This window comes from Lysinibacillus fusiformis (assembly GCF_002845985.1).
Lineage (GTDB): Bacteria > Bacillota > Bacilli > Bacillales_A > Planococcaceae > Lysinibacillus > Lysinibacillus fusiformis_D.
Genome location: NZ_PDFK01000002.1, coordinates 630641 through 657204 on the forward strand (window position 1 = coordinate 630641; position 26564 = coordinate 657204).

The 26564-nt window shown below is 42.1% G+C and carries 16 protein-coding genes, 32 tRNA genes and 4 rRNA genes; 7 read left to right on the forward strand and 45 right to left on the reverse strand.

Going from position 1 to position 26564, the window contains the following annotated elements; genetic code table 11:
• Window positions 1-37 precede the first annotated feature (37 nt).
• The 14 genes from CRI88_RS09030 to CRI88_RS09095 form a co-directional block, all read right to left on the reverse strand.
• Window positions 38-130, reverse strand: a tRNA-Ser gene (locus CRI88_RS09030).
• Window positions 131-145: 15 nt separating this feature from the next.
• A tRNA-Ile gene (locus CRI88_RS09035) sits at window positions 146-222 on the reverse strand.
• Window positions 223-229: 7 nt separating this feature from the next.
• A tRNA-Met gene (locus CRI88_RS09040) sits at window positions 230-303 on the reverse strand.
• Window positions 304-330: 27 nt separating this feature from the next.
• A tRNA-Ala gene (locus CRI88_RS09045) sits at window positions 331-406 on the reverse strand.
• 16 nt (window positions 407-422) lie between these two features.
• Window positions 423-499, reverse strand: a tRNA-Pro gene (locus CRI88_RS09050).
• Between the two features lie 7 nt (window positions 500-506).
• Window positions 507-583, reverse strand: a tRNA-Arg gene (locus tag CRI88_RS09055).
• A gap of 8 nt (window positions 584-591) precedes the next feature.
• Window positions 592-680: transfer RNA gene (locus CRI88_RS09060), tRNA-Leu, on the reverse strand.
• A gap of 5 nt (window positions 681-685) precedes the next feature.
• Window positions 686-760, reverse strand: a tRNA-Gly gene (locus tag CRI88_RS09065).
• Window positions 761-795: 35 nt separating this feature from the next.
• A tRNA-Leu gene (locus CRI88_RS09070) sits at window positions 796-880 on the reverse strand.
• A gap of 17 nt (window positions 881-897) precedes the next feature.
• Window positions 898-973 (reverse strand) — tRNA-Lys (locus CRI88_RS09075).
• 8 nt (window positions 974-981) lie between these two features.
• Window positions 982-1057: transfer RNA gene (locus CRI88_RS09080), tRNA-Thr, on the reverse strand.
• Window positions 1058-1060: 3 nt separating this feature from the next.
• A tRNA-Val gene (locus tag CRI88_RS09085) sits at window positions 1061-1136 on the reverse strand.
• Window positions 1137-1146: 10 nt separating this feature from the next.
• Window positions 1147-1262 (reverse strand): 5S ribosomal RNA (gene rrf / locus CRI88_RS09090).
• Window positions 1263-1581: 319 nt separating this feature from the next.
• The gene (locus CRI88_RS09095; RefSeq protein WP_082673677.1) at window positions 1582-2652 is read right to left on the reverse strand and encodes a cysteine desulfurase family protein; all 1071 of its coding nucleotides are present in this window, start codon (window positions 2650-2652) and stop codon (window positions 1582-1584) included.
• 100 nt (window positions 2653-2752) lie between these two features.
• Here CRI88_RS09095 and nadB point away from each other — a divergent pair, with 100 nt between their 5' ends.
• The 4 genes from nadB (at window position 2753) to CRI88_RS09115 (ending at window position 6860) form a co-directional block, all read left to right on the forward strand.
• Window positions 2753-4339 carry an L-aspartate oxidase gene (gene nadB / locus CRI88_RS09100; RefSeq protein WP_058843238.1) on the forward strand — a complete coding sequence of 529 codons (1587 nt, stop codon included), beginning with the start codon at window positions 2753-2755 and terminating at the stop codon, window positions 4337-4339.
• The gene (gene nadC / locus CRI88_RS09105) at window positions 4296-5156 is read left to right on the forward strand and encodes a carboxylating nicotinate-nucleotide diphosphorylase (protein WP_058843237.1); all 861 of its coding nucleotides are present in this window, start codon (window positions 4296-4298) and stop codon (window positions 5154-5156) included. The genes nadB and nadC overlap by 44 nt, the downstream gene beginning before the upstream one ends.
• On the forward strand, window positions 5143-6246 hold the full coding sequence (gene nadA, locus CRI88_RS09110) for a quinolinate synthase NadA (protein ID WP_058843236.1): 1104 nt from the start codon (window positions 5143-5145) through the stop codon (window positions 6244-6246). The genes nadC and nadA overlap by 14 nt, the downstream gene beginning before the upstream one ends.
• 197 nt (window positions 6247-6443) lie before the next feature.
• Window positions 6444-6860: a VOC family protein gene (locus CRI88_RS09115; RefSeq protein ID WP_058843235.1), complete on the forward strand. Its 417-nt coding sequence runs from the start codon at window positions 6444-6446 to the stop codon at window positions 6858-6860.
• Between the two features lie 60 nt (window positions 6861-6920).
• Here the strand turns inward: CRI88_RS09115 and CRI88_RS09120 are convergent.
• The 24 genes from CRI88_RS09120 to CRI88_RS09235 form a co-directional block, all read right to left on the reverse strand.
• A tRNA-Glu gene (locus CRI88_RS09120) sits at window positions 6921-6992 on the reverse strand.
• A 2-nt stretch (window positions 6993-6994) separates the two neighbouring features.
• Window positions 6995-7085: transfer RNA gene (locus CRI88_RS09125), tRNA-Ser, on the reverse strand.
• 9 nt (window positions 7086-7094) lie between these two features.
• Window positions 7095-7171 (reverse strand) — tRNA-Asn (locus CRI88_RS09130).
• A 7-nt stretch (window positions 7172-7178) separates the two neighbouring features.
• Window positions 7179-7252: transfer RNA gene (locus tag CRI88_RS09135), tRNA-Ile, on the reverse strand.
• Between the two features lies 1 nt (window position 7253).
• Window positions 7254-7327 (reverse strand) — tRNA-Gly (locus CRI88_RS09140).
• A gap of 5 nt (window positions 7328-7332) precedes the next feature.
• A tRNA-Phe gene (locus CRI88_RS09145) sits at window positions 7333-7408 on the reverse strand.
• A 57-nt stretch (window positions 7409-7465) separates the two neighbouring features.
• Window positions 7466-7541 (reverse strand) — tRNA-Asp (locus CRI88_RS09150).
• 3 nt (window positions 7542-7544) lie between these two features.
• Window positions 7545-7619 (reverse strand) — tRNA-Met (locus tag CRI88_RS09155).
• A gap of 53 nt (window positions 7620-7672) precedes the next feature.
• Window positions 7673-7765: transfer RNA gene (locus CRI88_RS09160), tRNA-Ser, on the reverse strand.
• Window positions 7766-7780: 15 nt separating this feature from the next.
• Window positions 7781-7857, reverse strand: a tRNA-Ile gene (locus CRI88_RS09165).
• A 7-nt stretch (window positions 7858-7864) separates the two neighbouring features.
• Window positions 7865-7938, reverse strand: a tRNA-Met gene (locus tag CRI88_RS09170).
• Window positions 7939-7965: 27 nt separating this feature from the next.
• Window positions 7966-8041, reverse strand: a tRNA-Ala gene (locus tag CRI88_RS09175).
• A gap of 16 nt (window positions 8042-8057) precedes the next feature.
• A tRNA-Pro gene (locus CRI88_RS09180) sits at window positions 8058-8134 on the reverse strand.
• Between the two features lie 7 nt (window positions 8135-8141).
• A tRNA-Arg gene (locus CRI88_RS09185) sits at window positions 8142-8218 on the reverse strand.
• An 8-nt stretch (window positions 8219-8226) separates the two neighbouring features.
• Window positions 8227-8315: transfer RNA gene (locus tag CRI88_RS09190), tRNA-Leu, on the reverse strand.
• Window positions 8316-8320: 5 nt separating this feature from the next.
• Window positions 8321-8395 (reverse strand) — tRNA-Gly (locus CRI88_RS09195).
• 35 nt (window positions 8396-8430) lie between these two features.
• Window positions 8431-8515: transfer RNA gene (locus CRI88_RS09200), tRNA-Leu, on the reverse strand.
• Window positions 8516-8532: 17 nt separating this feature from the next.
• Window positions 8533-8608 (reverse strand) — tRNA-Lys (locus CRI88_RS09205).
• 8 nt (window positions 8609-8616) lie between these two features.
• Window positions 8617-8692: transfer RNA gene (locus CRI88_RS09210), tRNA-Thr, on the reverse strand.
• 3 nt (window positions 8693-8695) lie between these two features.
• Window positions 8696-8771: transfer RNA gene (locus CRI88_RS09215), tRNA-Val, on the reverse strand.
• Between the two features lie 10 nt (window positions 8772-8781).
• Window positions 8782-8897, reverse strand: a 5S ribosomal RNA gene (gene rrf, locus CRI88_RS09220).
• Window positions 8898-9062: 165 nt separating this feature from the next.
• A 23S ribosomal RNA gene (locus CRI88_RS09225) occupies window positions 9063-11990 on the reverse strand.
• Between the two features lie 242 nt (window positions 11991-12232).
• Window positions 12233-13784: ribosomal RNA gene (locus CRI88_RS09230) — 16S ribosomal RNA — on the reverse strand.
• Together the 16S, 23S and 5S rRNA genes with 20 tRNA genes alongside form the textbook arrangement of a ribosomal RNA operon.
• Window positions 13785-14053: 269 nt before the next feature.
• The gene (locus CRI88_RS09235) at window positions 14054-14953 is read right to left on the reverse strand and encodes a DMT family transporter (protein WP_058843227.1); all 900 of its coding nucleotides are present in this window, start codon (window positions 14951-14953) and stop codon (window positions 14054-14056) included.
• 369 nt (window positions 14954-15322) lie between these two features.
• Here CRI88_RS09235 and CRI88_RS09240 point away from each other — a divergent pair, with 369 nt between their 5' ends.
• Together CRI88_RS09240 and CRI88_RS09245 are read left to right on the forward strand one after the other, a co-directional pair.
• Window positions 15323-16045 (forward strand): MgtC/SapB family protein, encoded by a 723-nt coding sequence (locus tag CRI88_RS09240; RefSeq protein ID WP_036119888.1) that lies wholly within the window; start codon window positions 15323-15325, stop codon window positions 16043-16045.
• Between the two features lie 14 nt (window positions 16046-16059).
• Complete coding sequence (locus tag CRI88_RS09245) at window positions 16060-17043, forward strand: cation diffusion facilitator family transporter (RefSeq protein WP_036119886.1); 984 nt, start codon at window positions 16060-16062, stop codon at window positions 17041-17043.
• 54 nt (window positions 17044-17097) lie between these two features.
• On the opposite strand, the gene CRI88_RS09250 is transcribed toward CRI88_RS09245, so the two are convergent.
• From CRI88_RS09250 to pruA, 5 genes are all read right to left on the reverse strand, one after another.
• On the reverse strand, window positions 17098-17835 hold the full coding sequence (locus tag CRI88_RS09250; protein WP_058843226.1) for a hypothetical protein: 738 nt from the start codon (window positions 17833-17835) through the stop codon (window positions 17098-17100).
• 364 nt (window positions 17836-18199) lie between these two features.
• Entirely contained in the window at window positions 18200-19363 is a 1164-nt protein-coding gene (locus CRI88_RS09255) for an iron-containing alcohol dehydrogenase (RefSeq protein ID WP_058843225.1), read from the reverse strand.
• Between the two features lie 270 nt (window positions 19364-19633).
• Window positions 19634-20878 carry a Glu/Leu/Phe/Val family dehydrogenase gene (locus CRI88_RS09260; protein ID WP_036119879.1) on the reverse strand — a complete coding sequence of 415 codons (1245 nt, stop codon included), beginning with the start codon at window positions 20876-20878 and terminating at the stop codon, window positions 19634-19636.
• 83 nt (window positions 20879-20961) lie between these two features.
• The gene (locus CRI88_RS09265; protein WP_058843224.1) at window positions 20962-22155 is read right to left on the reverse strand and encodes an ornithine--oxo-acid transaminase; all 1194 of its coding nucleotides are present in this window, start codon (window positions 22153-22155) and stop codon (window positions 20962-20964) included.
• A 251-nt stretch (window positions 22156-22406) separates the two neighbouring features.
• Window positions 22407-23951, reverse strand: coding sequence for an L-glutamate gamma-semialdehyde dehydrogenase (gene pruA / locus CRI88_RS09270; protein ID WP_036119871.1), 1545 nt, complete (start codon window positions 23949-23951; stop codon window positions 22407-22409).
• A gap of 145 nt (window positions 23952-24096) precedes the next feature.
• On the opposite strand from pruA, the gene CRI88_RS09275 reads away from it, so the two are divergent.
• Complete coding sequence (locus CRI88_RS09275) at window positions 24097-25404, forward strand: AAA-type ATPase lid domain-containing protein (RefSeq protein WP_058844857.1); 1308 nt, start codon at window positions 24097-24099, stop codon at window positions 25402-25404.
• A gap of 43 nt (window positions 25405-25447) precedes the next feature.
• Here the strand turns inward: CRI88_RS09275 and yugI are convergent, their stop codons facing one another.
• Both yugI and CRI88_RS09285 read right to left on the reverse strand, forming a co-directional pair.
• Window positions 25448-25825 (reverse strand): S1 domain-containing post-transcriptional regulator GSP13, encoded by a 378-nt coding sequence (yugI, locus tag CRI88_RS09280; protein WP_036119858.1) that lies wholly within the window; start codon window positions 25823-25825, stop codon window positions 25448-25450.
• Between the two features lie 84 nt (window positions 25826-25909).
• Window positions 25910-26452, reverse strand: a complete 543-nt coding sequence (locus CRI88_RS09285; RefSeq protein ID WP_058844856.1) for an RNA polymerase sigma factor — start codon at window positions 26450-26452, stop codon at window positions 25910-25912.
• Between the last annotated feature and the right edge of the window lie 112 nt (window positions 26453-26564).

The window sequence follows — 26564 nt, forward strand, 5'->3', positions numbered from 1 at the left end:
TCGAGTTTTTAAAGCACCATTTATAAAGATTTAAAACTGGAGGAGGTAGAGGGATTCGAACCCCCGCGCGGTGTTACCCGCCTGTCGGTTTTCAAGACCGATCCCTTCAGCCAGACTTGGGTATACCTCCGTTGCAATATATAAATGGTGGACCTTGCAGGACTCGAACCTGCGACCGGACGGTTATGAGCCGTCTGCTCTAACCAACTGAGCTAAAGGTCCTTTAAGATGGCGGCAGAGGGGATCGAACCCCCGACCTTACGGGTATGAACCGTACGCTCTAGCCAGCTGAGCTACGCCGCCAGGATCTTTATACTGGTTAATTTATTATGGTGGAGCCTAGCGGGATCGAACCGCTGACCTCCTGCGTGCAAGGCAGGCGCTCTCCCAGCTGAGCTAAGGCCCCATAATTTCTTTGGAAATGGTCGGGAAGACAGGATTCGAACCTGCGACCCCTTGGTCCCAAACCAAGTGCTCTACCAAGCTGAGCTACTTCCCGTTCTTTTTGGCGCGCCCGACAGGAGTCGAACCCATAACCTTCTGATCCGTAGTCAGACGCTCTATCCAATTGAGCTACGGGCGCATTAAAAATGGTGCCGAGGACCGGAATCGAACCGGTACGGTAGTCACCTACCGCAGGATTTTAAGTCCTGTGCGTCTGCCAGTTCCGCCACCCCGGCACATTTGGAGCGGAAGACGAGGTTCGAACTCGCGACCCCCACCTTGGCAAGGTGGTGTTCTACCACTGAACTACTTCCGCATGTGCATAAGTTTTTTTATCTGGCAATGAAATAATGGTGCGGGTGAAGGGAGTCGAACCCCCACGCCTTGCGGCGCTAGATCCTAAGTCTAGTGCGTCTGCCAATTCCGCCACACCCGCTTATTATTATTTAAAAATGGTGAGCCATGAAGGACTCGAACCTTCGACCCTCTGATTAAAAGTCAGATGCTCTACCAACTGAGCTAATGGCTCTAAAAAAATGGTGCCGGCTATAGGAATCGAACCCACGACCTACTGATTACAAGTCAGTTGCTCTACCTGCTGAGCTAAACCGGCATATGGTGGAGGATGACGGGCTCGAACCGCCGACCCTCTGCTTGTAAGGCAGATGCTCTCCCAGCTGAGCTAATCCTCCTGGGTATTATGCCTAGCGACGTCCTACTCTCACAGGGGGAAGCCCCCAACTACCATCGGCGCTAAAGAGCTTAACTTCCGTGTTCGGTATGGGAACGGGTGTGACCTCTTTGCCATCATCACTAGACTTGCACATGGATGTGCTGGCTTCTGCGTTCTTAGCAGAAGTTTCTTTATGTATCTTGTTTTGAAGTTGTTTACCTGTCCTTCAAGACAAGAATTATTGTATAACGTTTTCTCACATTGTGCAATACTTTTTTATAAAAAAAAGAAATTATTACTTTTTGAAGTTATTTTTGCTAAGTAAGAGAAAATATTGCCCTGCAAAATATTATAACAATTGTTGTTTCAAAAGAAAACAATTATTTTATTTCACCTATTTTCTTAGCTTATAATCTATTTCTAAACAAGGAAAGGGTATAGAAAACCCTTCACTTGTTGTTTCATTAAATAGTTAAAAGCTCTTGTTTCAATCTTAGAATTTCTTCAAATGTTGTGGAAGCTCCAAAAGATAGTCTAAAAAATTGGCGTGCTGCTTCCAAAGAGTAACCCATTGATAAAATGGCTTTCGTTCCAGATTCACTATGAATATCACATGCACTACCCGTCGAAATACAGATTCCTGCCTCATTTAACTTTAAAAGAACATATTGTCCCTCTATTTTATCCATCATTACGCCACAAATAGTAGGCAATTGTTGGTTACATTCTATTAATTGGCATGTTTCAGGCAAATTGTTTTTCAAAAATCTTCTTAAAGTCTCATAATGTTGTCTTTCATATTGATAGTTTTCAATTGCTGCCGCAAAGGCTACAATTGCTGGTGTATCTAATGTGCCGCCTCTTAAACCCCTCTCATGAGTCACACCCGGTGTTAAGGCAGGTACTCGGAGCGCAGGATTCAGATAGACAGCACCACACCCCTTTGGTCCACCTATTTTATGAGCTGAGATTGTGATGGCATCTACTCCACTTGGTATAGCAAGCTTCCCAAATGATTGTACACAGTCAATATGGCTGAAAACATCAGATTTTTTAGCCATCTCTATTATTTTCTCTACAGGCTGAATAGCACCAATTTCAGAATTGACATGTTGAATTGTAATCAAAGCCGTATCTTTGCGGATTGCTTGCTGTAATTGTTCAAGGTCAATCCATCCATCCATCTGTAAAGGCAATTTTGTCACTATAAAACCCATTTTCTCAAGCGTATTCAATGCTGCATGCACAGACGTATGCTCAGCTTGAGATGAAATAATGTGTTTTCCTTTTTTAGAGGCTAGCGCTAATGACAAGATAGCCAGGATATTTCCTTCTGTCCCGCTCCCTGTAAAAATAATACCGTCACTATTTACGCCTAAAGCATTGGCTACAACCTCTCTTGATTGCTGGACAAAATAATAGGCTTGTCCTCCTAAATCATGAAGACTTGCACTATTTCCATAATAACGCTGTGCTACCTCTACATAAGCTGCAAGAGCCTCCTTCGTCATCGGTGATGTCGCAGCATAATCCATATAAATCATTGTCTTCTCCCTCTCTAGTTCATCAAGTCTTGTTTTCTTTTTTATTTTATGTAAAGATAAGTGTCAAGACAACTGTAAAGAGGGTATAACTATGGATGTAAAGGCAGATGTCCTTATAATCGGCAGTGGAATTGCTGCACTTCAAGCTGCTTTACTGCTCGAAGAACATTTTCAAGTACAAATTGTTACAAAATCATCTCTTTATATGAGTAGTTCTTATCGTGCACAAGGTGGCATCGCTGCTGTTACAAGTGAGAAAGATCATATTGAACACCACATTGCTGATACATTGAAAGCTGGAGAATATCATCACGAGAAAAAACATGTTACTACACTCATAGAAGATGGCACTAAAATCATGCAGAAATATTTAAAGACTGGTCTCCCTATCGATCGTCATGTTGATGGAAAACCGGCTCTAGGACTCGAAGGGGCACATAGTCATCATCGTATTCTACATGCAGGTGGTGATCGTACTGGTCAAATTTTCATAGATTACTTACTTCATAAACTTTCGCCTAAAACAAAGGTGAATTGTTATGAAATGGCTTATGAGCTTTTACGGAATACAGATGGTGACTGCATAGGTGCACTTACCAAAGGACAAAAAGGCATTACACGCTATTTGGCCCATCATGTCATTTTAGCGACAGGTGGTGCAGGTGCACTCTATTCAAGCACATCTAATTATCCAACCAATACAGGTGACGGCATCGCGTTAGCATTTCGCGCAGGTGCTGCCATCAGTGATATGGAATTTATGCAGTTCCACCCTAGTCTGCTTTGGTGTGAAAATGAGGCGAAGGGATTAGTTTCCGAAGCTGTTCGAGGTGCTGGTGGCATCTTTGTCGATGCACAGCGTCAGCCCATTATGACAGGCTTACATGCCCAACTTGACTTAGCACCAAGACATATTACGGCACTTGCACTTTTTAAAAAGCGTGCTGCTGGTGAGGAGACGTTTATTGATATTACTAACATTCAAAATTTTGAAGTGAAATTCCCAACAATTGCTCAGCTTTGCTATGACAATCAAGTTTATTTACAAGATGGCTTAATTCCTGTAGCTCCAGGAAGTCATTTCTTAATGGGGGGCGTTATTGCTGATGACAAAGGAAGAACCACTATACCTAATCTATATGCAGTGGGGGAAGTTGCCTGTACAGGTGTCCATGGTGCGAACCGTTTAGCAAGTAACTCCCTATTGGAAGGTATTACGTTTGGGCAAAGAATGGCTCAGTTCATCATTCAACATGGTTGCCATCAAAAAAATTTCACACATGACCACCATCAATGTGCTGAAATAATGCCATCTTTATTTAGCAAACAGCAGTTACAGCAATACATGATGCAGTTTTTAGGCATCGTGCGAAACGTTAATGACTTGCAGCATTTTATTCAGCAATTACCCTCCTTACAATCACTTCTTTATACGAATCTAAAGGGTCTAGAACAAGCTGAATTGGAACTATTTATGATGCATGTTGTTGCAACATTAATGGCACATGCTGCAATTACACGAACGGAAACGCGTGGTGCTCACATTCGTACGGATAAATTAGAAATGGACGCACACTGGGCAAGTCGTTGGATTATTTTTTCGCAAGGCCAAATGAAAGTGAGGAACTCATTGTATGAATATCATCAAACTCGAGGAAATGCTCAAGCAATTTTTTAATGAGGATTTAGGTGATGGGGATTTATCGAGTGAATATATCTTTTCAGCTGAACAGCAGGGATCATTTTCTTTTTATGCTAAAGAAAATGGGGTTTTCTGCGGGGCGCTCATTATTGAGTATGGCTTTCACTTACTCGATCGATCAATAAAAATCCAACTTCTAAAAAAAGATGGAGAGACAGTAAAGACCGGTGATGTGCTTGCTGTGGTAAAGGGACCCTTACAAAAATTATTAATAGGTGAGCGCGTTATATTAAATCTTATTCAGCGTATGTCCGCTATTGCGACAGCGACCCATCATGCCGTTCGAGAAACAGCTGGTACGCATGCGAAAATATGTGATACGCGTAAAACCATGCCTGGATTGCGTATGCTGGATAAATATGCTGTTAGAACCGGTGGTGGCTTTAATCATCGTAATGGCCTGTATGATGCCATCATGCTAAAGGATAACCACATTGCCTTTGCTGGTAGCATTACAAAAGCTGTTCAGGCTGCTAGAGCAAAAGTCGGTCATACTGTAAAAATCGAAGTGGAAATTGAAACAAAGGACCAGCTAGAAGAAGCCATCATTGCTGGAGCAGATATTATTATGTTTGATAACCGTAGTCCAGAAGAAATACGAGCATGGCTTCCCACTGTCCCTTCTTCTATTGTGACAGAGGCATCAGGAGGCATCACACTTGAAAATTTAAAGGCCTATGCACAATCAGGTGTTCAGTTTATTTCACTTGGTTCATTAACGCATTCCGTTAAAGCCTTTGACATTAGTGCACTCGTTCAAATGAAAGGAGATCATTCCCTTGTCCATAACTAGTTTATTACAACAAACGACACTACTTCCAGAGCATTACCGGGCATTATCAGTAAAGGAAATGGAATCTCGTATTTTATCAATAAAGCAAAAATTAGGATCTAAACTATTTATACCAGGACATCATTATCAAAAAGATGAAGTCATTCAATTTGCAGATGCAACTGGTGATTCCCTACAGTTAGCTCAATTATCTGCCGCAAACAAGGAAGCTGAGCATATCGTATTTTGCGGTGTGCATTTTATGGCTGAAACTGCTGATATGCTGACAACGAAGCAGCAACATGTCTATTTACCAGATATGCGTGCAGGTTGTTCAATGGCTGATATGGCTGATATTTATCAAACAGAACAAGCATGGCCGATTCTTCAGCAACTCTTTGGTGATACAATTATCCCGCTAACTTATGTCAATTCAACTGCTGCCATTAAAGCCTTTACGGGAAGACATGGTGGTGCCTGTGTCACTTCATCGAATGCTAAGGAGCTTGTTCAATGGGCATTTACACAAAAACAGCGTATTTTCTTTTTACCTGACCAACATTTAGGAAGAAATACTGCCTATGATTTAGGTATTCCACTTAAAAATATGGCTGTTTGGAATCCCCATAAGAATATACTTGAAACAAATGAGCCGCTTGAGAACATTCAGGTTATTCTATGGAAAGGTCATTGCTCTGTACATGAAGGATTTACGGTTCACCATACGGAGGTCGTTCGCAAAGAACATCCAACTATGCAAATTATTGTTCACCCTGAATGCAGTCGTGAAGTTGTAGCAGCTGCTGATGATGCAGGTTCCACAAAATACATCATTGAGACAATCAATCGTGCACCAAGCGGATCGGCATGGGCTATTGGAACAGAAATGAATCTTGTCAATCGCATAATGAAGCAGCATCCAGATAAACATATTATCTCTTTAAATGAAAATTTTTGTCCTTGCTTAACAATGAATCGCATTGACCTTCCCCATCTGTTGTGGAGCTTAGAAAGTATTGAGCAGGGGCAACCACATAACCGTATCCAAGTAGATGAATATACTACAGCTGAAGCACTTAGCTCTCTCGAAAGAATGCTAGCACGAGGATAATTAGGTTGCTTTAAAAGCAGAGATGGTGTAAAAAAACGTCTCTGCTTTTTATGTTCATATAACATCTATTTTGAATAGCTTAAACAACTGCCATTTTCAAATGCATCATCATCGATCCAATCAAAGAATATCCATCTATTGCTGAAATTGACATGGCTTTATGCTCTATGCTACTGTCGATTTGGAGGTGAAAATAAATGGCTTTTCAATCGAAAAATATTTTTATCAATTTACCAGTGAAAGATCTAAACAAATCCATCAACTTCTTTAAGGAACTAGGTTTTGAGTTCAATCAACAATTTAGCGATGAGACTACAGCCTCAATGATTATTAGTGAAAATATCTTCGTATTAATGATGGTGGAAGAACGATTCAAAGGGTTTAGTAAGAAGGAAATTACAAATACTACTACGTCTGCAGAAGCAATTTTATGTCTATCTGCTGAAAATCGAGAGCAAGTAGATCAATTAGTAAATAAGGCACTGGCCTCCGGTGGTAAATCTTATAGTGAACCCCAAGATCATGGGTTTATGTATGGCTGGGGATTTCAGGATGTAGATGGGCATATCTGGGAAGTAGTTTATATGGATGAAAATGCATTGAATCAAGAGTAATATTTATATCTATGAATATGAAAAAACAGTAGATGCGTGTGCATCTACTGTTTTTTAGTATGACCCGTACGGGATTCGAACCCGTGTTACCGCCGTGAAAGGGCGGTGTCTTAACCACTTGACCAACGGGCCAATGGCGGAGAAGGAGGGATTTGAACCCTCGCGCCGGTTACCCGACCTACACCCTTAGCAGGGGCGCCTCTTCAGCCTCTTGAGTACTTCCCCACATAAAAATGGCTCCGAAGGCAGGACTCGAACCTGCGACAACCTGATTAACAGTCAGGTGCTACTACCAACTGAGCTACTTCGGAATAATGATGGGCCTAAATGGACTCGAACCATCGACCTCACGCTTATCAGGCGTGCGCTCTAACCAGCTGAGCTATAGGCCCTTGGAGCGGGTGATGGGAATCGAACCCACGACATCAGCTTGGAAGGCTGAGGTTTTACCATTAAACTACACCCGCATAAATGGTGGGTCAGGACGGAATCGAACCGCCGACACTTAGAGCTTCAATCTAATGCTCTACCAACTGAGCTACTGACCCATTTCGTCCATGCTAAGCTTATTTTCTTTTGCTTTTCATATCTTCTTATGAAAATAATGGCGGTCCCGACCGGGATCGAACCGGCGATCTCCTGCGTGACAGGCAGGCATGTTAACCGCTACACCACGGGACCATTTGGTTGCGGGGGCCGGATTTGAACCAACGACCTTCGGGTTATGAGCCCGACGAGCTACCACTGCTCCACCCCGCGATAATTTTATACGGTTTCGAGTTTTTAAAGCACCATTTATAAAGATTTAAAACTGGAGGAGGTAGAGGGATTCGAACCCCCGCGCGGTGTTACCCGCCTGTCGGTTTTCAAGACCGATCCCTTCAGCCAGACTTGGGTATACCTCCGTTGCAATATATAAATGGTGGACCTTGCAGGACTCGAACCTGCGACCGGACGGTTATGAGCCGTCTGCTCTAACCAACTGAGCTAAAGGTCCTTTAAGATGGCGGCAGAGGGGATCGAACCCCCGACCTTACGGGTATGAACCGTACGCTCTAGCCAGCTGAGCTACGCCGCCAGGATCTTTATACTGGTTAATTTATTATGGTGGAGCCTAGCGGGATCGAACCGCTGACCTCCTGCGTGCAAGGCAGGCGCTCTCCCAGCTGAGCTAAGGCCCCATAATTTCTTTGGAAATGGTCGGGAAGACAGGATTCGAACCTGCGACCCCTTGGTCCCAAACCAAGTGCTCTACCAAGCTGAGCTACTTCCCGTTCTTTTTGGCGCGCCCGACAGGAGTCGAACCCATAACCTTCTGATCCGTAGTCAGACGCTCTATCCAATTGAGCTACGGGCGCATTAAAAATGGTGCCGAGGACCGGAATCGAACCGGTACGGTAGTCACCTACCGCAGGATTTTAAGTCCTGTGCGTCTGCCAGTTCCGCCACCCCGGCACATTTGGAGCGGAAGACGAGGTTCGAACTCGCGACCCCCACCTTGGCAAGGTGGTGTTCTACCACTGAACTACTTCCGCATGTGCATAAGTTTTTTTATCTGGCAATGAAATAATGGTGCGGGTGAAGGGAGTCGAACCCCCACGCCTTGCGGCGCTAGATCCTAAGTCTAGTGCGTCTGCCAATTCCGCCACACCCGCTTATTATTATTTAAAAATGGTGAGCCATGAAGGACTCGAACCTTCGACCCTCTGATTAAAAGTCAGATGCTCTACCAACTGAGCTAATGGCTCTAAAAAAATGGTGCCGGCTATAGGAATCGAACCCACGACCTACTGATTACAAGTCAGTTGCTCTACCTGCTGAGCTAAACCGGCATATGGTGGAGGATGACGGGCTCGAACCGCCGACCCTCTGCTTGTAAGGCAGATGCTCTCCCAGCTGAGCTAATCCTCCTGGGTATTATGCCTAGCGACGTCCTACTCTCACAGGGGGAAGCCCCCAACTACCATCGGCGCTAAAGAGCTTAACTTCCGTGTTCGGTATGGGAACGGGTGTGACCTCTTTGCCATCATCACTAGACTTGCACATGGATGTGCTGGCTTCTGCGTTGCAACATGGATGTTGCGTTCTTAGCAGAAGTTCCTTTATATCAGCTTCAAAATAAATGGTGTCTTGAAGCTCTCTTTTTTGAAAGAGTTGTTCTTTCAAAACTGGATAAACGGTTCATTGAATGGTTCAAACATTTTGGTTAAGTCCTCGATCGATTAGTATTCGTCAGCTCCATGTGTCACCACACTTCCACCTCGAACCTATCTACCTCATCGTCTTTGAGGGATCTTACTTACTTGCGTAATGGGAAATCTCATCTTGAGGGGGGCTTCATGCTTAGATGCTTTCAGCACTTATCCCGTCCACACATAGCTACCCAGCGATGCCTTTGGCAAGACAACTGGTACACCAGCGGTGTGTCCATCCCGGTCCTCTCGTACTAAGGACAGCTCCTCTCAAATTTCCTACGCCCACGACGGATAGGGACCGAACTGTCTCACGACGTTCTGAACCCAGCTCGCGTACCGCTTTAATGGGCGAACAGCCCAACCCTTGGGACCGACTACAGCCCCAGGATGCGATGAGCCGACATCGAGGTGCCAAACCTCCCCGTCGATGTGGACTCTTGGGGGAGATAAGCCTGTTATCCCCGGGGTAGCTTTTATCCGTTGAGCGATGGCCCTTCCATGCGGAACCACCGGATCACTAAGCCCGTCTTTCGACCCTGCTCGACTTGTAGGTCTCGCAGTCAAGCTCCCTTGTGCCTTTACACTCTACGAATGATTTCCAACCATTCTGAGGGAACCTTTGGGCGCCTCCGTTACCTTTTAGGAGGCGACCGCCCCAGTCAAACTGTCCGCCTGACACTGTCTCCTGCCCCGCTAAGGGGCATGGGTTAGAATTTCAATACAACCAGGGTAGTATCCCACCGACGCCTCCTTCGAAGCTGGCGCTCCGAGATCTCTGGCTCCTACCTATCCTGTACAAGTTGTACCAAAATTCAATATCAGGCTACAGTAAAGCTCCACGGGGTCTTTCCGTCCTGTCGCGGGTAACCTGCATCTTCACAGGTACTATAATTTCACCGAGTCTCTCGTTGAGACAGTGCCCAGATCGTTACGCCTTTCGTGCGGGTCGGAACTTACCCGACAAGGAATTTCGCTACCTTAGGACCGTTATAGTTACGGCCGCCGTTTACTGGGGCTTCAATTCGCAGCTTCGCTTGCGCTAACCACTCCTCTTAACCTTCCAGCACCGGGCAGGCGTCAGCCCCTATACGTCACCTTACGGTTTTGCAGAGACCTGTGTTTTTGCTAAACAGTCGCCTGGGCCTATTCACTGCGGCTCTCATGCGCTTGCACGCTCAAGAGCACCCCTTCTCCCGAAGTTACGGGGTCATTTTGCCGAGTTCCTTAACGAGAGTTCTCTCGCACACCTTAGGATTCTCTCCTCGACTACCTGTGTCGGTTTGCGGTACGGGCACCTCTCACCTCGATAGAGGCTTTTCTTGGCAGTGTGAAATCAGGAACTTCGTCCATACGGACTCGCCATCACAGCTCAACGTTACAGTGTGCGGATTTGCCTACACACACGCCTTACTGCTTGGACGCGCATAACCAACAGCGCGCTTACCCTATCCTACTGCGTCCCCCCATTTCTCAAACGGTGAGGAGGTGGTACAGGAATATCAACCTGTTGTCCATCGCCTACGCCTATCGGCCTCGGCTTAGGTCCCGACTAACCCTGAGCGGACGAGCCTTCCTCAGGAAACCTTAGTCATACGGTGGACGGGATTCTCACCCGTCTTTCGCTACTCATACCGGCATTCTCACTTCTAAGCGCTCCACCAGTCCTTCCGGTCTGACTTCAACGCACTTAGAACGCTCTCCTACCACTGACATCGTAGATGTCAATCCACAGCTTCGGTGAATCGTTTAGCCCCGATACATTTTCGGCGCAGCGTCACTCGACCAGTGAGCTATTACGCACTCTTTAAATGATGGCTGCTTCTAAGCCAACATCCTGGTTGTCTGTGCAACGCCACATCCTTTTCCACTTAACGATTACTTTGGGACCTTAGCTGGTGGTCTGGGCTGTTTCCCTTTTGACTACGGATCTTATCACTCGCAGTCTGACTCCCGTGTATAAATATCTGGCATTCGGAGTTTGTCTGAATTCGGTAAACCGGGATGGCCCCCTAGTCCAAACAGTGCTCTACCTCCAGTATTCTCATCACGAGGCTAGCCCTAAAGCTATTTCGGAGAGAACCAGCTATCTCCAAGTTCGATTGGAATTTCTCCGCTACCCACACCTCATCCCCGCACTTTTCAACGTGCGTGGGTTCGGGCCTCCAGTAAGTGTTACCTTACCTTCACCCTGGACATGGGTAGATCACCTGGTTTCGGGTCTACGACCACGTACTATTTCGCCCTATTCAGACTCGCTTTCGCTGCGGCTCCGCCTTCTAAAGCTTAACCTCGCACGTAATCGTAACTCGCCGGTTCATTCTACAAAAGGCACGCTATCACCCATTAACGGGCTCTAACTACTTGTAGGCACACGGTTTCAGGATCTCTTTCACTCCCCTTCCGGGGTGCTTTTCACCTTTCCCTCACGGTACTGGTTCACTATCGGTCACTAGGTAGTATTTAGCCTTGGGAGATGGTCCTCCCGGATTCCGACGGAATTTCACGTGTTCCGCCGTACTCAGGATCCACTCAGGAGAGAACGAACTTTCGACTACAGGGCTTTTACCTGCTCTGGCGGACCTTTCCAAGTCGCTTCATCTAACTCGCTCTTTTGTAACTCCGTATTGAGTGTCCTACAACCCCAAGAGGCAAGCCTCTTGGTTTGGGCTCTTCCCGTTTCGCTCGCCGCTACTCAGGGAATCGATTTTTCTTTCTCTTCCTCCAGGTACTTAGATGTTTCAGTTCCCTGGGTCTGCCTTCAAGACGCTATGTATTCACGTCAAGATACTACGCGATTAAACGTAGTGGGTTCCCCCATTCGGAAATCTCCGGATCAAAGCTCACTTACAGCTCCCCGAAGCATATCGGTGTTAGTGCCGTCCTTCTTCGGCTCCTAGTGCCAAGGCATTCGCCGTGCGCCCTTAATAACTTAACCAAGTTATTAAGCCTATAAAAAACTTAAAAAATAAATGTGTTTGTTACAATTTCAATGTCGTTTTATCCAGTTTTCAAAGAACAAACCTACTGCCTGCTTCTACATCTCGCAGCTTTGCGACGAAAGCGTAGCGACAGGAGCACATAATTAGAAGTAATTCATTCAAGAAGAATGAACCTTCAAAACTGAACGCAAAACGTAATCTTACAAACCCTAGGTTTGTATTCCGAAATAATCCTTAGAAAGGAGGTGATCCAGCCGCACCTTCCGATACGGCTACCTTGTTACGACTTCACCCCAATCATCTATCCCACCTTCGGCGGCTGGCTCCAAAAGGTTACCTCACCGACTTCGGGTGTTACAAACTCTCGTGGTGTGACGGGCGGTGTGTACAAGGCCCGGGAACGTATTCACCGCGGCATGCTGATCCGCGATTACTAGCGATTCCGGCTTCATGTAGGCGAGTTGCAGCCTACAATCCGAACTGAGAACGACTTTATCGGATTAGCTCCCTCTCGCGAGTTGGCAACCGTTTGTATCGTCCATTGTAGCACGTGTGTAGCCCAGGTCATAAGGGGCATGATGATTTGACGTCATCCCCACCTTCCTCCGGTTTGTCACCGGCAGTCACCTTAGAGTGCCCAACTAAATGATGGCAACTAAGATCAAGGGTTGCGCTCGTTGCGGGACTTAACCCAACATCTCACGACACGAGCTGACGACAACCATGCACCACCTGTCACCGTTGCCCCCGAAGGGGAAACTATATCTCTACAGTGGTCAACGGGATGTCAAGACCTGGTAAGGTTCTTCGCGTTGCTTCGAATTAAACCACATGCTCCACCGCTTGTGCGGGCCCCCGTCAATTCCTTTGAGTTTCAGTCTTGCGACCGTACTCCCCAGGCGGAGTGCTTAATGCGTTAGCTGCAGCACTAAGGGGCGGAAACCCCCTAACACTTAGCACTCATCGTTTACGGCGTGGACTACCAGGGTATCTAATCCTGTTTGCTCCCCACGCTTTCGCGCCTCAGTGTCAGTTACAGACCAGATAGTCGCCTTCGCCACTGGTGTTCCTCCAAATCTCTACGCATTTCACCGCTACACTTGGAATTCCACTATCCTCTTCTGCACTCAAGTCTCCCAGTTTCCAATGACCCTCCACGGTTGAGCCGTGGGCTTTCACATCAGACTTAAGAAACCACCTGCGCGCGCTTTACGCCCAATAATTCCGGACAACGCTTGCCACCTACGTATTACCGCGGCTGCTGGCACGTAGTTAGCCGTGGCTTTCTAATAAGGTACCGTCAAGGTACAGCCAGTTACTACTGTACTTGTTCTTCCCTTACAACAGAGTTTTACGAACCGAAATCCTTCTTCACTCACGCGGCGTTGCTCCATCAGGCTTTCGCCCATTGTGGAAGATTCCCTACTGCTGCCTCCCGTAGGAGTCTGGGCCGTGTCTCAGTCCCAGTGTGGCCGATCACCCTCTCAGGTCGGCTACGCATCGTCGCCTTGGTGAGCCGTTACCTCACCAACTAGCTAATGCGCCGCGGGCCCATCCTATAGCGACAGCCGAAACCGTCTTTCAGTGTTTCACCATGAGGTGAAACAGATTATTCGGTATTAGCCCCGGTTTCCCGGAGTTATCCCAAACTATAAGGTAGGTTGCCCACGTGTTACTCACCCGTCCGCCGCTAACGTCGAAGGAGCAAGCTCCTTCTCTGTTCGCTCGACTTGCATGTATTAGGCACGCCGCCAGCGTTCGTCCTGAGCCAGGATCAAACTCTCCATAAAAGAAATTTGAATAGCTCAAATTGTTTTGCTGGCATCATTTTGATGTCCAAAATTTTGTTTCGTTCACTAACCGAAGTTAGTTACTGAAAACTTTATTGATTACGTTTTGCTTGTTCAGTTTTCAAGGTTCATTTTATTCAAGTCGTTTTCAGCGACTTTATTATCATATCTTGTTCACAACAAGAAGTCAACAACTTTTTAAAACTTTATTTTCAAGCGTTCCTTCTTGTTAAGGACAAGTAATAATATATAATATAGCATTATAAAAATCAAGCATTTTTCGTAAAAAAATTAAAAATCTTTTTAACATCGATGACAAACAATAGAATCCCTGCTAATACAATCAATCCACCAATGATTTGTGTCATAATCAAATACTCTTTAAATATCAGCAAGGCTAAAAGAGCTGCCCCTACAGGTTCAAATAATATAGCGATTGAAACAACATTCGTACTAACATATTTAATAGACCAATTAAATAGAGTATGACCCAATAAATTAGGGACTAACGCTAATAAGAAAAACCATAACCAATCCATCGAAGAGTATGGACCAAAAGATTCTCCTTTAATCAATACATAAAAAAGTAAAGTAATGGTACACACAACATACACAACCATCGTATACGTCATTAAAGATAATCTTTTACGCACATCCTGTCCTAATAGAAAATAAGCCGTAGCAAGCGCACAAGCAATGAGCGCAAGTATATCTCCATAAAAAGCTGTTCCACTTACTTTAAAATCCCCCCAACTGATTAACACACTGCCTACTATAGCGATGGTACCTGCAACGATCGTTTTCTTTGTTATCTTCTCTTTAAAGAAAAAGTATGTTCCCACAAATGCAAACAACGGCTGTAATGTCACCAAAACTGTAGAGCTTGCTACTGAAGTATAGTTGAGTGATTCAAACCATAAAATAAAATGGAAAGCTAAAAAGATTCCCGCAACTGAAGAAAATAACCAATCACGTCTACTTAAAGCTGTTAACTCCTTTGTATACTTCCTCAAAAATAACGGTGCCATTATTAAAACAGAAAATAGCATACGATAAAAAGCTATGATGCCAGCTTCCGCTGATGCTAATTTCACAAAAATAGCGGACATGGATACTGAAATAACACCAATTACGATTGGGATGTATGGATGAATTTTAGGTTGCTCCAAAAATCTCACCTCCATCATTGATGCCTCGCGCGTAATATTCAAACTGAATCCCCAGAAGCTATTACGTCTTGTAACAACAGTTAATTGATCTGCCTCATGCAAACACATTACCTTAGCACATAGGTTCCCCTATTTCACCAGGTGTTTGAATCCCCGCTGAAAAAACAAGCTCCACTCCATTCATTACAAGAAGGAGATTTTCTATGTCTGATACTTCTCTTTCATTTCCAAAAAAACATCTGCTTAATCAAGAAAAAAATAATTATATTTCCTTACTTCCATGATGTACAATACAAAAAAGTAATGCACATATAATAATGACAGCTTGCATATCTCTTAGCAATACGAAATATCTATGGAGGGTTGTGTATGGAAACATTATTGGAAAATATGATTACATATGAAGTTGGCATAAAATTAATTATTGCAGCCACATTAAGTTTAGTGATCGGTATCGAAAGGGAATTAAAGAAGAAGCCAGTTGGATTAAAAACCAGTTTAGTTATTGCTACTTTCAGCTGCCTATTAACCATCATCTCCATTGAAACAGCATACTCAACTCCTTCCAGAGAAGATATTAATATTACGATGGATCCTCTCCGTTTAGCTGCACAAATTGTCAGCGGGATTGGGTTTCTTGGAGCAGGTGTCATTTTAAGACGTGGCAATGATAGCATTACGGGATTAACAACTGCAGCCATGATATGGGGAGCCGCTGGTATCGGTATTGCAGTTGGTGCAGGATTTTATATGGATGCAACGCTAGCTGTCGTAATTATTGTGTTCGGCATTGAAATACTATCGCCTTTCCTGATGAAAATTGGACCTAAGCGAATTCGAATGCGAGAAATTTTATTAAAAGTCCAAATTGATGATGACAACCATACGGAATCATTTCTATTATTTTTAAAGGACAACAACATTATCATCGAAAATATCCGCATTAAAGATGTACCTTTAAAAAATGATAATGTTTTACATGAATTGGACTTGCGGCTATCCTTAATTGTCTCTGATAACCTATTATCATTTTATCGTTCATTACGAGCACTATCTTATATAGAAAAAATCGAAATGGAAATTTTAAACTAGTTGGAGGATTTTTTATGGCAGAACTATTAAAATTACTAAAGGATGGCAACAAACCCTCCCTATTGGCAGCATGTGTCAACACCTTTTTAGGAATCATCAAAGGAGTCGCCTTTTTCTTAACTGGTAATGTTGCCATGTTTGCAGAAATGATGCACTCTCTCGGTGATGCAGCAAACCAATTATTTGTGTATATAGGCTCAGCACTTTCAAAAAAGGCACCTACAAAACAATTTCCCGGTGGTTTCGGTCGAATTGTCAATTTAGTCTGCTTATTTGCTGTCATTATTGTAGCTATCCTTTCTTATGAAACGATAAAAGAAGGTTGGCATCATTTTATTCATCCTACAGGAGAGTCTAGTGGAATACTAATTGCACTCGGGGTATTATTCATAGGGATTGTTTTAGAGGGTACAGTGCTTGCCAAAGCAGCTGCTGAAGTGCTGCATGAAGCGGGTCAAGAAAAAGCAGGTCTCTCCACAATTCCAAAAGCGTTTTCTTATTTAAATCGTGCAAAGCCTGCAACCAAATTAGTCTTTATGGAAGATTTAGTTGCTACTAGCGGAAACTTTTTAGCCTTTGCTGCCATTTTAATTGCCTACTTTACTGGTTGGGGCCGAATAGAAGGTCTTGTTTCGATGATTATTGGCGCGATGATGTTTTATGTTGTCGGTAAAGTATTTCTAGATAACGCTCGTGGCGTCATTGGGGAGACTGACGAGGAAATGTTAAATCACATCGCCCATATTGTAATGGATGATCCCAATATTAAAGATATCTTCCGCCTTGAAGTAATTAAAGAAGGAGAATTTTTGCATGTCGAATTAGTAGCTGAAGCGGATCCTCATTTATCGCTGGCTTTTTTAGATGACGTACGTGACCATTTAACAGAGGTCATCTTAAGCCAAAAAGGGGTATCGAAAGTAGCGATTTTATTTGATGAAGATGATGGAAAAACAAATTGGGTACATGTTAACGAAAAACCAAAAGACACCATATAATCATTTAAAGAAAACAAATAGCCAATTGCCATATTTCAGGCAGTTGGCTATTTGTTATACTGGTATTAAACAATCTCGTTTTACATAATTTTCAACTTCATTTTGATAATCAGGTATATCCTCGTACCCAACAAAGACATGGTTGGTAATCATAAAAGTAAGCAGTCTGTCACAGGCTATCGCCTTTCTCTTCCCCCTTTGTAGAATGATGATTTTCGAAAATTGTAATGAAGCTTGACGGTTAGCTAAAGCATATTCATTAGCATTTTGAATTTCTCTGCCATCCATATGACAACCTAATACAAAATGTCCAGCAAAAGAATCCTTTAAAACATTTGGATGCATGGATTGATAGTGCACCTCTGCAATCGAATCTTCTCTGTTCATGAATTGATGGGCCACCAGATAATGTTTTAAAGCACCTTTTAAATCAATTGCGATAAATGTATCCGCTAAAATTGTTCGATAATACACAGTGACAATTTCAGCTTCTCCTAAATAAGGCTTTACTTCTACAACAATTTCTCCAGAAGGACGAACAAATAATTGTACAATTGCTTTATTTACACCATCCGAAAAATGAATAATCGTTTGTCCAAAACGTAAGCTTTTGAAAAATATACTTTGATCATCAATGTATCCTGTGATAATTTTATTATTTTCAATTTGTAGAGATTTCGCTTCAATTCCCAATACTTCTACACAATTTTGCATTTTATAAACATGCTGTTGAAATGGTATCTCCACACAATTTAATGTAACAATGCGCTTCTCTAACAATCGTTTCAACATTTGATCCCTCTCCCCTTTGTTTTAAATTGTCATTATTTTAATAAAGATGGCTGAACAATTTCTGAACATCTTTACATCATTCGAGCAATTACGACAAAAATACTTTTCTTCTTATTCAAAAGTAATATTGTTTTCAATAATTAACCAATAATTCAATTTTCACATGACTTTTCTCACCTAAAAATAATAGAAATAATATTTCTACCATCTTATTCATCTATCTATTTCACTATATCGCAGGACTTAAGAAACTTCTACGACAAAATTCAACATGAATCGTTAATTTTTCTTAACATTTCGATTCATGAAACCTAAAAAAAACAATGCGTGCAAGACCATAAATCATAGCCTCACACTCATTGTTTTAAAGAGAATTTTGTAAAATGGTTCTTACATCTTCCTCTTGCAGTTTATTAAAGTTTCCAAAAGGACCGTTCTGCATAGCATGCTCTACAATCTGTTGGAATTTCGAATCATCAATATCATAATCAGCCAAGCGATTAGGCGCCCCTAATGACGTCCAAAATGCTGATAGACGATCGATTCCTTCGTAAGCAACTTCTTCTACTGTCTTGCCTGTTGCGTCGACCCCAAATACACGTGTTGCTATACCCGCAAAACGCTCAGGATTCACAGGCACATTTAAACGCATCCAATGTGGCTGGAGGATAGCTAATCCCCCTGCATGTGGAATATCGTATACAGCGGATACAGCATGCTCAATATTATGAGATGCCCAATCACCACGAGAGCCGATTGATAAGAATCCATTTAAACCAATTGTCCCCGCCAATAAAATCGTTTCACGTAATGTCGTATTCTCTAAATCCTCAAGTAATTTGGGCGCTGTCGTAATAACCGTTCGTAATACTCCTTCACACATTTCATCTGTAATCGGGGTATTCGTTGTGTTATGGAAATATTGTTCAAAAACATGTGACATCATATCAACGATTCCATAAACGGTGTGGTTTTTAGGTACCGTCACAGTATAGACTGGATTCAGTATTGAAAATTTCGGGAATGTCGCTGGGCTACCCCAGCTTAGTTTTTCTTCGGTAGCTGCATTGGTAATAACAGATCCTGAGTTCATTTCAGAACCAGTAGCTGCAAGCGTTAATACCGTTCCTAACGGTATGGCTTGCTCTACAATTACCTTACGTTTTACGATATCCCAAGCATCACCATTATATTTTGCACCGGCAGCAATTAATTTGGAACAATCAATAACAGAGCCGCCACCAATAGCTAGCACTAAATCAATGCCTTCAGTTTTACAAATTTCAATACCACGTCTCGCTGTTTCCACACGTGGATTTGGTTCAACACCACTTAATTCAACTATTGTTTTATTTGCCTGTTGTAATTTCTCTATAACAGCATTGTAAACACCATTCGCTTTGATGCTTCCGCCACCATAGACAACTAGTACCTTCTCGCCATATTGCGTTAATTCGTTCGGTAATTTTTCCAGTGCATCTTCACCAAAATGGAGCTTCACTGGGTTAAAAAATGTAAATGAATCCATTTAATTCGCCCCTTTCTAGTTGGATTTTCTCATATTTATATTGGAGAAAGCAAAGATTAAACGCCGACTTTGCAATCATAATACTAGTGATTGTTCAGATTTTGTTGAGTCACCCTCTATATAAATGGAATATTGCGTATACTTATTACGTCATTACTACTTAGATTAGTACAACAGCGCCTTGAGCACCTTATTCAAACAAATAAACAAGAAAAAACGAGTCACCCCATTATTATAGGAATGACTCGTTTCATTTCATTTATCTTCTACTTAAACCCATCCACGGAAGCGTGAAGCTTCAGCAGTACGGCGAACACCTACCATGTAAGCCGCTAAGCGCATGTTGATGTTACGTGTTGTTGCTGTTGTATAAACATTGTCAAATGCTTCAACCATTTTTTTGTATAGACGCTCTTCAACTTCTTCTTCTGTCCAATAATAACCTTGGTTATTTTGTACCCATTCAAAGTAAGAAACTGTCACACCACCAGCAGAGGCTAATACGTCTGGTACAAGTAAAATGCCACGCTCTGTTAAGATTTTAGTTGCTTCAGATGTTGTTGGACCGTTTGCTGCTTCTACTACGATAGTGGCTTTAATATTGTGTGCATTGTCAGCAGTAATTTGGTTTTCAATAGCAGCTGGCACTAAAATATCACAATCAAGCTCTAATAATTCTTTGTTTGAAATCGTGTTTTCAAATAAAGTTGTTACTGTTCCGAAGCTATCACGACGATCTAATAAATAGTCGATATCTAAACCTTCAGGATCATGCAGTGCACCATAAGCATCTGAAATACCGATTACTTTTGCACCTAAATCATGCATGAATTTCGCAAGGAAGCTACCTGCATTACCAAATCCTTGAATCACAACGCGAGCACCTTTAATGTCAATGCCACGTTTTTTTGCTGCTTCTTCGATTACGATTGTAACACCTTGTGCAGTCGCACGATCACGACCTTGAGAACCACCAAGTACTAGTGGCTTACCAGTGATGAAGCCTGGAGAGTTGAATTCATCCATGCGGCTATATTCATCCATCATCCATGCCATAATTTGTGCATTTGTAAATACGTCTGGCGCAGGAATATCTTTTGTTGGTCCTACGATTTGACTTACTGCACGTACATAACCACGGCTTAAACGCTCGATTTCGCCCATAGACATTTGACGAGGATCACAAATGACACCGCCTTTACCACCACCGTATGGTAGATCGACAATACCACATTTCAATGTCATCCACATTGAAAGCGCTTTAACTTCCTCCTCAGACACTTGTGGGTGGAAACGAACCCCACCTTTAGTTGGTCCTACAGCATCATTATGCTGTGCACGGTAACCAGTAAATACTTTTGTTGTACCATCATCCATTTTCACTGGAATGCGTACTTGTAGCATGCGAAGCGGTTCTTTTAGTAATTCATACATTGCTTCATCATAGCCAAGTTTATTTAGAGCATCTTGAATGACATCTTGTGTTGATGTGAAAAGATTTAAGTTTTCAGACATATTAAATCGCCTCTTTATTTTTTTTAATGATAGTATATCGGCATCATTGTAACATACTTCCGAATTAAAATGTGAACATTTTGTTAAAGTTTAAATACTTTTTCAATTTGTTCAATTGACCAATCTAAATCCTTTTGAGAAATAACAAGTGGTGGTGCAAAACGAATAACTGTATCATGTGTTTCTTTACATAATAGACCTAATTCTTTTAGTTTTTCACAGTATGGACGCGCTGCCTCTGTTAATTCCATACCGATAAATAAACCACGACCACGTACTTCTTTAATAACCGGGTTGTTAATTTCTCTTAATTTACCTTTGAAATATTCACCAAGGTCATGTGAACGTTCTGCTAATTTTTCATCTAATAACACTTTAATTGATGCAATTGAAACTGCACAAGCTAAAGGATTTCCACCGAAAGTTGAACCATGAGAACCTGGGTTGAATACGCCTAGGATATTACGGTTTGCAGCCACACAAGAAATAGGGAATACACCGCCACCTAGTGCTTTACCTAAGATGTACATATCTGGTTCTACTTCTTCCCAATCACAAGCAAACATTTTACCAGTACGTGCTAGACCTGCTTGAATTTCGTCAGCAATGAATAATACGTTGTTTTCACGGCAAAGTTCACGAGCAGCTTTTAAGAAGCCTTCTGTTGGAATGACAATACCAGCTTCGCCTTGAATTGGTTCGATTAAGAATGCTGCAGTGTTTGGTGTAATAGCTGCCTTTAATGCTTCAAGATTACCATAGTCTACTAATTTAACGTTTGGTAACATTGGACCGAAGCCACGACGATATTCTTCGTCAGAAGATAAAGATACAGCAAGCATTGTACGACCGTGGAAGTTACCATTACATGCAATAACTTCAGCCTTGCCATCTTCTACGCCTTTTACATCATATGCCCAACGACGAGCTGCTTTAAAGGCAGTCTCTACTGCTTCAGCACCAGTATTCATTGGTAAGACCATTTCTTTATTTGTTAATTTTCCTACTAGCTCATACCATTCACCAAGATTTTCGCTGTAAAATGCACGTGAAGTTAACGTTACTTTATCAGCTTGTTCTTTTAAAGCAGCAATAATTTTTGGGTGACGGTGTCCTTGGTTTACAGCTGAATAAGCTGATAGCATATCTAAATATTTGTTGCCCTCTGGATCTTTAACCCAAGCACCCTCAGCCTCTGAAATTACGATTGGCAGTGGATGATAGTTTGCTGCACCATAATTTTGTGTTTGTTCAATAACTTGTTGAGTTTTTGTCATATCCTATTCTCTCCTTACTAAATCATGATGAAAAATCTATGGAAGATAGGGACTATGTATCTCTATGAGTAGAATAATTAAGAATTCAGCAACAATTCAACCATAAATTTGCTCACTTCTCCAAAATAAACTACCTCGTCATGAGTGTCTACGGTTTGAGCCAGGGATAGTATTACCTGGAGAAGTTTTGCAAATCCTGTCATAATGCTTTAATTTCTACTTATTAGAGTAGCCCTAACGTCAATATAAAATTAAAGCATTTCTGAAGTTGTTTTTGCTTGCATATGCAGTTGTAGGTAGTCTGGTCCACCTGCTTTTGAGTCTGTACCTGACATGTTGAAACCACCAAATGGTTGGTAGCCAACGATGGCACCTGTACAGCCACGGTTGAAGTAAAGGTTTCCTACATGGAATTCTTCACGTGCTTTTTCTAAGTTCACACGGTTTTTCGTGATGACTGCACCTGTTAAACCGTATTCTGTATCGTTCGCAATTTCAATAGCGTGATCGAAATCTTTTGCTTTTGCGATCGCTACCACTGGCCCGAAGATTTCTTCTTTCATAATACGTGCAGAAGGTTCTACGTCTGCGAATACAGTTGGCTGTACGAAGTAACCAACTGAATCATCTGCTGTACCACCAGCCACTAGACGACCTTCGCCTTTACCGATTTCGATGTATTCCGTAATTTTGTTGAATGCCGCTTGGTCAATAACTGTTGCCATGAAGTTGCTGAAATCTGTTGGATCTCCAACTGTTAAAGCATTTGTTAATTCTTCTACACGATTAACAACTTGCTCATATACATCTTCTACGATGACTGCACGAGAACATGCTGAACATTTTTGACCTGAGAAGCCAAATGCTGATTTGACGATTGATTGTGCAGCTAATTCTAAGTCTGCTTCTTTATCAACTACGATTGTATCTTTACCGCCCATTTCAGCGATGACACGTTTAATCCAAATTTGACCATCATTTAATACAGAAGCACGTTGGTTGATACGTAAACCAACATCACGTGAACCTGTGAAGCTGATGAAGCGTGTTTTTGGATGATCGACTAAGTAGTCGCCTACTTCAGCACCAGAACCTGGTACGAAGTTCACGGCACCTGCTGGAAGACCTGCTTCTTCTAATACTTCGATAAATTTATACGCCACTACTGGTGTTGTAGAAGCTGGTTTTAATAAGACTGTGTTCCCTGTTACTAAAGCGGCCACTGTTGTACCAGCCATGATAGCAAATGGGAAGTTCCAAGGAGAAATAACGATACCGATTCCTAATGGAATATAGTCATAACGGTTGTATTCGCCTGGACGGCTTTCTACTGGTTGACCGCCTTTAATGCGTAGCATTTGGCGACCATAGTATTCCAAGAAGTCGATTGCTTCCGCTGTATCTGCATCTGCCTCTGCCCAAGGTTTCCCTGCTTCTTTTGTTAGTAATGCAGAGAATTCATGTTTACGACGACGAATAATAGCTGCAGCTTTGAATAAAACGTCAGCACGAATCGCAGGGTCAACTTTTTTCCATGTTTTAAATGTTTCATCCGCTGCTTGCATCGCTTTTTCAGCTAACTCTTTGCTTGCTTTTGACACACGGCCGATCACTTCTGTTTTCTTTGCAGGATTGTACGAAACGATTTTATCTTCTGTTGTAATGCGCTCGCCACCAATGATAAGTGGGTAGTCTTGACCTAAGTAACCTTCAACTTTATTTAAAGCCTCCACATAAGCATTGTAGTTTGCCTCTTGTGAAAAATCTGTGAATGGTTCGTGTTTGTATGGAATCATACTTAATCCTCCCTTGTGAGATGTATTTGGGTATGCAAAAAACATTGACGCAAAATATCTTTGCGTATAAAATATTCTTACACTTATTATAATGCAAAATTTTGTTGCATATTTCAAGTAAAAAATTTTTGAGGTGCACATTTTTATGAAAAATTCTGAACCTTTACTACCTTTTTATGAGTTTATTGCAACAAATGTATCCGTTGGTATCCATGCAGTAGACCTATCTGGTAAAACAATTATTTACAATACAAAAATGAAAGAAATTGAAGGATTTCATTTTGATGAACTTGCGGACCGTTCCATTATTGAAATGTTTTCGTTCCGTCAACACGAAAGTACATTAATGCGTGTTTTACAAACAGGAAAAAAGGAAATCAATGTTAAACAATCCTATTGGAATAAAAATGGTCATGAAATTACAACAATCAATGATACTTTTCCACTTTTTGTGGAAGGTAAACTCATCGGGGCAATAGAATTTGCTCGAGATATTACCTCACTTGAAAAGCTTGTTTATCAACCCCTTCGTCGTTATGATGAACCATTAACATTTGATATGATTAAAGCTGATTCAGAATCAATGAAGCAGGTTATCGAGAATGCTAAAAAAGCAGCAGCCGTAAAATTACCTGTATTATTAATTGGTGAATCTGGCACAGGGAAAGATTTAGTGGCTGAAGGAATCCACCATGCAGCCTCTCCAGATCCTGAAGCTTTTGTGACGCTTGTCAGCCGCCGTTCTGCTCAATCCGTGCTGGATAAATTACAGCAACTGTTAGAAGAAGATACGGACTATACCTTTTTCTTTGAACGCATAGATTTTTTGAGCTTAGACATTCAGGAACAACTTTTAGCTATACTACAATCCCTTCCACAGTCCAAATATATGCTGATTGGAAGTGTGGGCAGTGACCCCATTACATTGATCGCTGAAAAAAAGCTGTCTAAGTCACTTTATTATTTCTTTGCAACAATGGCTATTACCATTCCTAATTTAACGGATCGAAAAGAAGATATTCTTCCATTTGTCGATGATTATTTTACTCGACATCGAGAACGCTTTGCCTCCCAAGTCACTGAACTTGCACCAGATGTACAGGAATTATTTTTACAATATGATTGGCCAGGAAATCTTAAGGAACTTGAGCTGCTGTTGGATGAAATCGTTTCATTTATGACAACAGAGTCAACGGTTACTTCAGATTTATTGCCACTCCATTTCCGCTTCAAGGTACAACAGCAAGACACAAACAATCGTGAGCCAGAATTTTTTATGTTTCATCAAAATCATGAAGTCATGCCACTGGATGCTTATTTGCGTGAAGCCGAATCATATTATGTGCAAAATGTCTTAAATTTATATGAGGGCAATATTACAAAAGCAGCGAATGCACTTGGCATGAGTCGCCAAAACCTGCAATATCGAATCCGAAAAATAAAAAAACAATAGCAAAAAAACGAGGATCCCTTCAGTCGAAAGTATCCTCGTTTTTTTAGTGTCCTGATTGTTCGATCCAGTCTTGCAACTTATCTTTTAAGGAATTAAAACCATTTGCATCCGATTCATCTACACGGTCCTGCAATGTTTTACGCGGCGGTGCATCTTTTTTTCGTACTGATGTGGGGCGTTCCTGTAGCGCTCTCATCGATAAACTAATTTTTTCGGCCTCTTCATCGATTTCAAGAATTTTTACTTCTACTTCCTGCCCAACAGCTAAAAACTCACTAACGTCTTTAACAAAGCCGTATGTTATTTCCGAAATATGCACAAGGCCTTGCGTATTGTCATCTAGTGCTACGAATGCACCGTATGGTTGAATACCTGTAACTTTTCCGGTCAACACGTCTCCTAATTCATATTTTTTTACCATAACCTTTGCCCACTTTCTTTTTGTTTGCTACGTATATATCGCTTAAATTATAACATACGTGTAAAAACGGGGCAAAAAATCTCCTTACTCGGAAATGGCCGTAATGATGCAACGTTCTCCGCCTTTTTCTGTAGACATTGTACTTAGCTGGAAGGTTAAATGCTGACCAATCTTCTGCATTGATTCTAGTTTAACGCCCACTTTAATTGTTGTTTGGGATGGATCTGTTGCATAGCGATACTTTTCATCCAGAGGTTGCATGGCACTATGTAACAGCCTGTCCTCCTCAAATAGAAGAACATTATCTTCTGCAGATGAATAGTTATTTTGTTGTTGAGCGTGTAGCTTGTCCTCTTTTTCCTGCTGTCGTTGTTCCTTGCGATAGTAATCACGAGTAGCATTTAAGGTGATTTTATAGAGCCACGTTGTAAGACGATTCTGCTTAAATTGATGTAAAAAGCGATACAACTTGACAAATACCTCCTGTGAAACATCAGCTAAATCATTCCTATGTACACCACATTGAAAGGCAAATTTTTCAACAGTTCGTTGATGGATACGAATAAGCTCGGTATAGGCCTCCTTATCTCCTTGTTGGGCCCTTGCTATTAAGTCCGACTCCATCAAAGCGATCCCCCCTTTTGTTAGTGAAACGAAATATTATACCCAATTGTTACAAAAATAATATACCTTTTACTCAAAAAGAAGACCCCTCCTAATATGTTATTATTTCATTTCT

Coding starts and splice junctions, on each gene's coding strand:
- CRI88_RS09115 (WP_058843235.1), top strand. CDS start 6,444: ATGGCTTTTCAATCGAAAAATATTTTTATCAATTTACCAGTGAAAGAT.
- CRI88_RS09255 (WP_058843225.1), bottom strand. CDS start 19,363: ATGGATTCATTTACATTTTTTAACCCAGTGAAGCTCCATTTTGGTGAA.
- CRI88_RS09275 (WP_058844857.1), top strand. CDS start 24,097: ATGAAAAATTCTGAACCTTTACTACCTTTTTATGAGTTTATTGCAACA.
- CRI88_RS09260 (WP_036119879.1), bottom strand. CDS start 20,878: ATGTCTGAAAACTTAAATCTTTTCACATCAACACAAGATGTCATTCAA.
- CRI88_RS09250 (WP_058843226.1), bottom strand. CDS start 17,835: ATGTTGAAACGATTGTTAGAGAAGCGCATTGTTACATTAAATTGTGTG.
- CRI88_RS09245 (WP_036119886.1), top strand. CDS start 16,060: ATGGCAGAACTATTAAAATTACTAAAGGATGGCAACAAACCCTCCCTA.
- CRI88_RS09095 (WP_082673677.1), bottom strand. CDS start 2,652: ATGGATTATGCTGCGACATCACCGATGACGAAGGAGGCTCTTGCAGCT.
- yugI (WP_036119858.1), bottom strand. CDS start 25,825: ATGGTAAAAAAATATGAATTAGGAGACGTGTTGACCGGAAAAGTTACA.
- nadC (WP_058843237.1), top strand. CDS start 4,296: ATGAATATCATCAAACTCGAGGAAATGCTCAAGCAATTTTTTAATGAG.
- nadB (WP_058843238.1), top strand. CDS start 2,753: ATGGATGTAAAGGCAGATGTCCTTATAATCGGCAGTGGAATTGCTGCA.
- CRI88_RS09240 (WP_036119888.1), top strand. CDS start 15,323: ATGGAAACATTATTGGAAAATATGATTACATATGAAGTTGGCATAAAA.
- CRI88_RS09265 (WP_058843224.1), bottom strand. CDS start 22,155: ATGACAAAAACTCAACAAGTTATTGAACAAACACAAAATTATGGTGCA.
- pruA (WP_036119871.1), bottom strand. CDS start 23,951: ATGATTCCATACAAACACGAACCATTCACAGATTTTTCACAAGAGGCA.